Annotated in this window: 5 protein-coding genes; 4 read left to right on the top strand and 1 reads right to left on the bottom strand. The window is 59.7% G+C overall.

Annotation, left to right across the window (positions count from 1 at the left end; all coding sequences use genetic code 11):
* Nucleotides 1-184: 184 nt before the first annotated feature.
* Both hisB and glyA read left to right on the top strand, forming a co-directional pair.
* Nucleotides 185-772, top strand: a complete 588-nt coding sequence (hisB, locus tag ACZO0A_RS11940; RefSeq protein ID WP_302149804.1) for an imidazoleglycerol-phosphate dehydratase HisB — start codon at nt 185-187, stop codon at nt 770-772.
* A gap of 123 nt (nt 773-895) precedes the next feature.
* A complete protein-coding gene (glyA, locus tag ACZO0A_RS11935) occupies nt 896-2,152 on the top strand; it encodes a serine hydroxymethyltransferase (RefSeq protein WP_486846383.1) in 1,257 nt (418 codons plus the stop codon).
* A gap of 73 nt (nt 2,153-2,225) precedes the next feature.
* On the opposite strand, the gene pdxR is transcribed toward glyA, so the two are convergent.
* The gene (pdxR, locus tag ACZO0A_RS11930) at nt 2,226-3,638 is read right to left on the bottom strand and encodes a MocR-like pyridoxine biosynthesis transcription factor PdxR (RefSeq protein WP_486846381.1); all 1,413 of its coding nucleotides are present in this window, start codon (nt 3,636-3,638) and stop codon (nt 2,226-2,228) included.
* Nucleotides 3,639-3,771: 133 nt separating this feature from the next.
* On the opposite strand from pdxR, the gene ACZO0A_RS11925 reads away from it, so the two are divergent.
* Both ACZO0A_RS11925 and ACZO0A_RS11920 read left to right on the top strand, forming a co-directional pair.
* Nucleotides 3,772-4,425, top strand: a complete 654-nt coding sequence (locus ACZO0A_RS11925; RefSeq protein WP_215692593.1) for an ECF transporter S component — start codon at nt 3,772-3,774, stop codon at nt 4,423-4,425.
* 204 nt (nt 4,426-4,629) lie between these two features.
* Nucleotides 4,630-5,874 (top strand): GDSL-type esterase/lipase family protein, encoded by a 1,245-nt coding sequence (locus ACZO0A_RS11920; RefSeq protein ID WP_486846379.1) that lies wholly within the window; start codon nt 4,630-4,632, stop codon nt 5,872-5,874.
* The last annotated feature ends 950 nt before the right edge of the window (nt 5,875-6,824 follow it).

Below are 6,824 nucleotides of genomic sequence, written 5' to 3'. Positions count from 1 at the left end.
GTGCCGATACGGCGAGCGAGGTGCGGCAGCTGCTAAGCCAAAAGCGCAGATAATACTTTGTGTATTATCGAGCATTTTGGCAACGCAGATGCCGTACCGCAGCCGCCGGAGCGGTGCTTAAGCCGTCAGGCGGGAATTGTGCGGTGTTGCCTTAGTTTAACGCACTAAAGAGGGGGAATTTTTCATGGCACGCACCGCGACTGTGACCCGCAACACGCGGGAGACGCAGATCACGCTGACCATCGACCTGGACGGCACCGGCAAGGCAGACCTGCACACCGGCATCGGCTTTTTTGACCATATGCTGGACGGCTTTGCCCGCCACGGCCTGTTTGATTTGAGCGTGACCTGCCACGGCGACGTGGACGTCGACTGCCACCACACGATCGAGGATATCGGCATTGCGCTGGGCACCGCCATCAAGGAGGCCCTCGGCGACAAGGCAGGTCTTGTGCGGTACGGCAGCTGCCTTTTGCCCATGGATGAGACGCTGGCGCTCTGCGCCGTGGATCTGGGCGGGCGGCCCTACTTTGTGTACGACGCTGCCTTTGCCGGGCAGAGCTGCGGCGGCATGGACACCCAGATGGCGCGGGAGTTTTTCTACGCGGTATCGTACAGCGCCATGATGAATCTGCATTTGAAAGTGCTGTACGGCGAGAACGACCACCACAAGTTAGAGGCCATGTTCAAAGCCTTTGCCAAAGCCCTGGACGCTGCCACCCGCAAGGATGCGCGGATCGACGGCGTGTTATCGACAAAGGGGACGCTGTAAGGGAAATGTTCGGCGGTGGAAACGACGGGCGCATATAGAATGCGCCCCTACGGTAGGGGCGGATTCCATATCCGCCCGTGCCCGTTTTCCGCCGTTGGCAGATATAATAGGAGGGAAAGCAGTATGTACAAGGACATCATTGACACCATCGGCTATGTGGAAAGCTATGACCCCGAGCTGGGCGCGGCCATGAACCGCGAGCTGGGCCGCCAGCGCCAGAACATTGAGCTGATCGCCAGCGAGAACATCGTCTCCCCTGCTGTGATGGCGGCCATGGGCAGCGTGCTGACCAACAAATACGCCGAAGGCTACCCCGGCCACCGCTACTACGGCGGCTGCCAGTACGTGGACCAGGTGGAACAGATCGCTATTGACCGCGCCTGCAAGCTGTTCGGTGCCAAGTACGCCAACGTGCAGCCCCACTCCGGCGCACAGGCGAACCTGGCGGTTTACTTTGCGCTGCTGAACGTCGGTGACGCTGTCATGGGCATGGATCTGTCCCAGGGCGGCCACCTGACCCACGGCTCCCCCGTGAACATGAGCGGCAAGAACTACAACTTCGTCTCCTACGGCGTCTCGGCCGAGGATGGGCGCATCGACTACGCCGCGTTGGCCAAGCAGGTGGCGAAGGTCCGCCCCAAGCTGATCGTAGCCGGTGCGTCCGCCTACCCCCGCGCCATCGACTTTGAGAAGCTGGCCGAGATTGCCCACGGCTACGGCGCGATGCTGATGGTGGATATGGCCCACATTGCCGGTCTGGTAGCAGGCGGCCAGCACCAGAACCCGGTCCCCTACGCCGACGTTGTGACCACCACGACCCACAAGACGCTGCGCGGCCCCCGCGGCGGCCTGATCCTGACCAACAACGAGTATCTCATCAAGCGCATCAACTCGGCCATCTTCCCCGGCACCCAGGGCGGCCCGCTGGAACACGTCATCGCTGCGAAAGCCGTCTGCTTTGGCGAGGCGCTGAAGCCCGAGTTCAAGGAGTACGCCCGCAAGATCGTTGAAAACGCGAAGGCACTGGAGGCCGAGCTGACTGCCCGCGGCGTGAAGCTGGTCTCCGGCGGCACGGACAACCACCTGCTGCTGATCGACCTGACCGACGAGGACTGCACCGGCAAGGAGCTGGAGCACAACCTGGACGAGGTACACATCACCGCCAACAAGAACACCGTGCCCGGCGAGAAGCGCAGCCCCTTTGTGACCAGCGGCGTGCGCATCGGCACCCCCGCCGTGACGACCCGCGGCATGGGCGTTGACGAGATGAAGGTGATTGCGGACTGCATCGCAGACTGCATCTTTGACTTTGCAGGCAAGAAGGACGATATTGCCAAGCGCGTTGCCGATTTGACTGCGAAGTTCCCGCTGTATGAGTGATTTTGAGCAATAAATAAACCGTCCCGCCGAGGTATACGCCCCGGCGGGATTTTTTTGTGGGTGGTTGGGGGCTTTACCCATCGCTTGGTGCGCAAAGCCACGCCCTTGCCAGCGCCTGGGCAACCCTTTCCACATCTTCCTCCCGCAGCGCGGAATACCCCGCCACAACCGTATCCTCCCGGCACAGCTCGGGGCGGGCCAGGTAATACTCACTCAATCCCCGCAGCCGCACGCCCTGCTGCGCAGCGGCGGCCACCATGGCCCGCTCGCCGCCAGCGCCGGGCAGCGTCAGCAGAAAGTGCAGGCCGCTGTGTACGCCGTCCAGCTCGACGCCGGGCAGGGCCGCGCGCAGCGCCGCCGCGAATGCCTCCATACGGCGCTTGTAAGCAAGGCGCATCCGGGCCAGGTGCCGGGTAAAATACCCGCCCGCCATGAACTCGCAAAGGGTCTGCTGCTCAAACCGGCTGACCGTGTTCGCATAGGTCGCAAAATCGCGGCGATAGCGGGCCAGCAGGCTTTGGGGCAGCACCATACAGGCAATGCGGATGCCCGGTGCAAGGCTTTTGGAAAAGGTCGTCAGGTAGACGACCGGGCCGTCCGGGCCTGCCATGCCCTGTAAGCTGGGCAAAGGCCGCGTGTCAAAGCGAAACTCCGAGTCGTAGTCGTCCTCCAAAATGTACCGCCCGGGCTGTGCCGCCGCCCAGGCCAGCAGCTGGGCGCGGCGGGGCGCGGGCATCGTGACGCCGGTCGGGAAATGATGGCTCGGCGTCAGGTAGCAGAGGTTCGCGCCGCTCTTTTCCAGCGCGGCGGCGGGTAAGCCCTCACGGTCGATGTCCACCAGTGTGCAGGGGATGCCGCTGTTCTGCAAGACCGTCCGCGTGCGGGAGTATCCGGGGTTTTCGATGGCCGCCATCCCATCATGGAACAGGTGCGCCAGGCAGCCCAGCAGGTACTCAATACCTGCGCCGACGACGATTTGTTCCGGCGTGCAGTCTACGCCGCGGTACACCGACAAATATTCGGCGATCTGCGCCCGCAGCGGCGCGTCGCCCTGCATCTCGCCGCGCTGTAAAAGCTCGGGCCGCTGGTAGAGCAGTTCTTTCTGGATGCGCCCCCAGCTGTGCGCCGGGAACAGCGCCGTGTCCACACTGCCGGTGGACAGGTCATACAGCGGCACAGGACCCGCCGGTGCAGCGGGCGGCGGCACCGGGGCGGCGGGGGTGCGGCGGGCGCGGCTGTGCAGCATACCGTAGGTGCTCTGCACGTAAAAGCCGCTGCGGGGGCGCGCCTCGGCCAGCCCCTCAGCGGCCAGCATCTGGTAGGCTGTGTCCACCGTGTTGACGCTGACGCCCTGCTGCGCGGCCATGGTGCGGCGGCCCGGCAGCGGCGTACCGGCGGCACGCTGCCCGGTACGTATTTCATCCGCCAGGGCGGCGTAAAGCTGCTCATACAGCGGTGCTTTTTGGCTGGGGTCCAGTTCGATCATCGTTTGCTCCCTCATCTGGCCCTATAAAAAATTCAAAAACTGGGCATTTATTTGGAACCAGAAATTTGTATAATAAAAACATACCTTCCCGGAAGGAAAATGTCAATAAGAAAATTAGAGGGAGTTAAGAATCATGTCTACCGCAACGATTTGGCTGCTGTTTTTTGTCGTAGTAGCCCTGACACTGCTGATCGCAGCGCTGACCAAAACCAAGTTCACCGTCCAGAAAATCAGCATCATCGGCATCATGGCTGCCCTGAGCTTTGTCGCCTATGAGTTTTTCCGCATCCCGAATGTGTTCGGCACTGGGTCCAGCTTCCACCTGGGCAACACCTTCACGGCGCTGACCGCCATGCTGCTGGACGGCGTTTCCGGCGGTCTGGCCGGTGCCATCGGCCTGGCGCTGGCGGATATCGTGGCCGGTGACCCTGGCTACGCCATCACCAGCTTTATCCTGAAATTTATTATCGGCCTGGTCTGCGGTGCGGTGGCCCACAAGGTCATCCACCTCAAAACCTTCCCCACTGACAACAAGGTCAAGTATGTGGCCGCCGTCACGGCATCTGCGTTCAGCGGCCTGCTGGTCAACGTGTTTACCGATCCGTTCGTCGGCTATTTCCGCAACCTGTACATCTTTGGCCAGCCTGCAGAGTTTGTCTCCGTCGTGACCAAGATCACCAGCGGCGTCACGCTGGTCAACTCGCTGCTCTCCACCGTCTGCGCAGTCATCCTGTACATCGCCCTGCGCCCCGCGCTGGAAAAGGCGCATCTGCTGCCGAAGGAGTAAATTTTAAGCCTTTCCCCTTGGGGAAAGGCCTTAATAAACAACGCCATCCTCCATTTCTGTTTACCCCCGCTTCGGCGGGGTTTTTGTTTTTGCTGGAAAATTATGTAAAAATTGCGAAAAGACTTCCTTTTACAGTGGATTTGTAGTAAAATTGGGTTATATATTCTGTAAATGTTACACGTCCCAACGCGAAAGGAATCTTTCATGGCAGGCAAAACCAAGTCAAAATCCAAAAAGCGGCCGCTGGATATGCGCAGCAAAATGTATCTGGTGCTGGCCCTGTGCAGCGTGATGCTGCTGGTCAGTATCGGTGTGGCGCTGGCGCTCATCGGCGGGCTGGACCTCGGCAAAGCGGATGGGGAAAGCACCTCCACGGTGGACAGTGCATCCATGGTGACCGAGAGCGGCTATAATAAAGAGGAAAACACCATCGACACCCAGGCGTACACCTCCACGATTTTGGAGGAAAGCGCCGACGCAGGCGAAAGCTACATAGACGAGACACTGTTTTTGGGCGACAGCAACACGGCGCGTATGTACCGTATGTTCGACTATTGCTCCTACGATAACGCCATCGGTTCTGTGGGCATGAGCGCCCGCAACCTGGCCACTTTTGCCTGCGTGCAGCTGAGCACCTCATCAAGCTATGTGACAATGTCCCAGGCGGTGGCAAAATTGCAGCCCCGCCGGGTCATTTTGACTTTTGGCACCAACGACCTGAATCCCAGCTACAAAGCAGCGGATTTCGTCAAGAATTATCAGGCGGGCATCGAGACCGTTGTTGCGGCCTACCCCAGCGTGGATATCCTCGTCAACTCCATCCCGCCCATCGGGCAGCAGCACTCCAACCAGAGCCTGACCCAGACCCAGGTGGACGAGTACAACAAGGCCCTGGTGGAAATGTGCCAGGAGAAGGGCTGGAAGTTCCTGAACAGCGCCGAGGTTCTGAAGGACGCCGCCACCGGCTACGCCAAGAGCGGCTATGTGGAGACGAGCGACGGCATCCACCTGACCCGCAGCGCGATGGATGCACTGTTCAACTATATCCGCACCCACAGCTATATCACGGAGGATGACCGCCCGGCGCTGACCACCATCCCCAAGCACACAGGCGACAAGGACGCCGTCACCTACACGGTGCCGGTCGTCAGTTCCACCGCCAGCACCGAGGAACCGGTCTCCTCTGAATCTGAGTATATCGAGGACAGCAGTTCTTCCGAGGAAAACGTCAATTACGTCGAGGCCACCCCCACACCGGAGCCGGTAATTGAGGAAACGCCGACTCCCACACCGGAAGCCGCCCCCACGCCGGAGCCGGTAATTGAGGAAACGCCGACTCCCACACCGGAAGTCACCGCCACGCCGGAGCCGACGGCCGTACCTACCGAGGTCCCCACGCCCACCCCGGAACCGACGGCTGCGCCCACCACAGAGTCGGTCGCGACCTAAGCCCCGGCAGCTGAGCAGCCCTCCACCGACCAGGCGGCGGAGGAACAGCCAGCCCCGGCAGAATAAACAGCACACCCCTGCACAGCAATGTCACTTAGTTAGCCTCCCAAAGAAATAGAACCCAGCCCGCAGAATTACACAGCAAAGATTCTGCGGGCTGGGTTGTTTGTGGTTTCAGAAAAAATGGTACGGCAAAAAAGCGGATGGAGAAATCCGCTTAAAAGACTATTCAAAAGAGGAATTTATGCCACTCTGTAAGTGAAGCTGACCGCAGGTTTCTGCGTGAGCTTACGAGAGTCCGTTCTTCCGGGACGAATAGGAGAAATGAACCTCATAAACAAGGCTTCAACAGTACATGTTTTTGAAATTATCAACCGGACTAAATTGATTCCTATATCACCCCAATTAGATAGTTGGTATCATTTGTACCAGAATACACCTGAAACAATATATACTTCTAACGGAATTTTGCAAACTAGCAATAAAAAATCACTACCCAATGTAGAATTGAGTAGTGATACTTGGCGCAGACGGTGGGATTCTCCCGCGCCCTTGCAACAGTCCGCAGGACTGTTGCAGCCCGGCGGGACGCAAAGCGCCGGACATGGGCTGTTCGAATCCCACCTTGCAGCCCTTGCATAGTTTGTTGCAAAAATAAAAAGCAACACCCCGCAGGGTGCTGCTCTTGGCGCAGACGCGCGGACTCTCCCGCGCCCTAAAAATGCCCCACCGGGGCATTTTTGCCCGGCGGGACGCAAAGCGCCGGGCACGGGCTGTTCGAATCCCACCTTGCAGCCCTTGCATAGTTTGCCGCAAAAATAAAAAGCAGCGCCCCGCAAGGTGCTGCTTTTGGCGCAGACGCGCGGACTCTCCCGCGCCCTAAAAATGCCCCACCGGGGCATTTTTGCCCGGCGGGACGCAAAGCGCCGGGCACGGGCTGTTCGAATCCC

Source organism: Gemmiger sp. (genome assembly GCF_057431175.1).
This window is presented reverse-complemented; position numbering and strand designations above follow the sequence as displayed.

Excerpts from the sequence above, each read along its gene's own strand:
- ACZO0A_RS11920 (WP_486846379.1), top strand. The coding sequence starts at position 4,630 with ATGGCAGGCAAAACCAAGTCAAAATCCAAAAAGCGGCCGCTGGATATG.
- glyA (WP_486846383.1), top strand. The coding sequence starts at position 896 with ATGTACAAGGACATCATTGACACCATCGGCTATGTGGAAAGCTATGAC.
- pdxR (WP_486846381.1), bottom strand. The coding sequence starts at position 3,638 with ATGATCGAACTGGACCCCAGCCAAAAAGCACCGCTGTATGAGCAGCTT.
- ACZO0A_RS11925 (WP_215692593.1), top strand. The coding sequence starts at position 3,772 with ATGTCTACCGCAACGATTTGGCTGCTGTTTTTTGTCGTAGTAGCCCTG.
- hisB (WP_302149804.1), top strand. The coding sequence starts at position 185 with ATGGCACGCACCGCGACTGTGACCCGCAACACGCGGGAGACGCAGATC.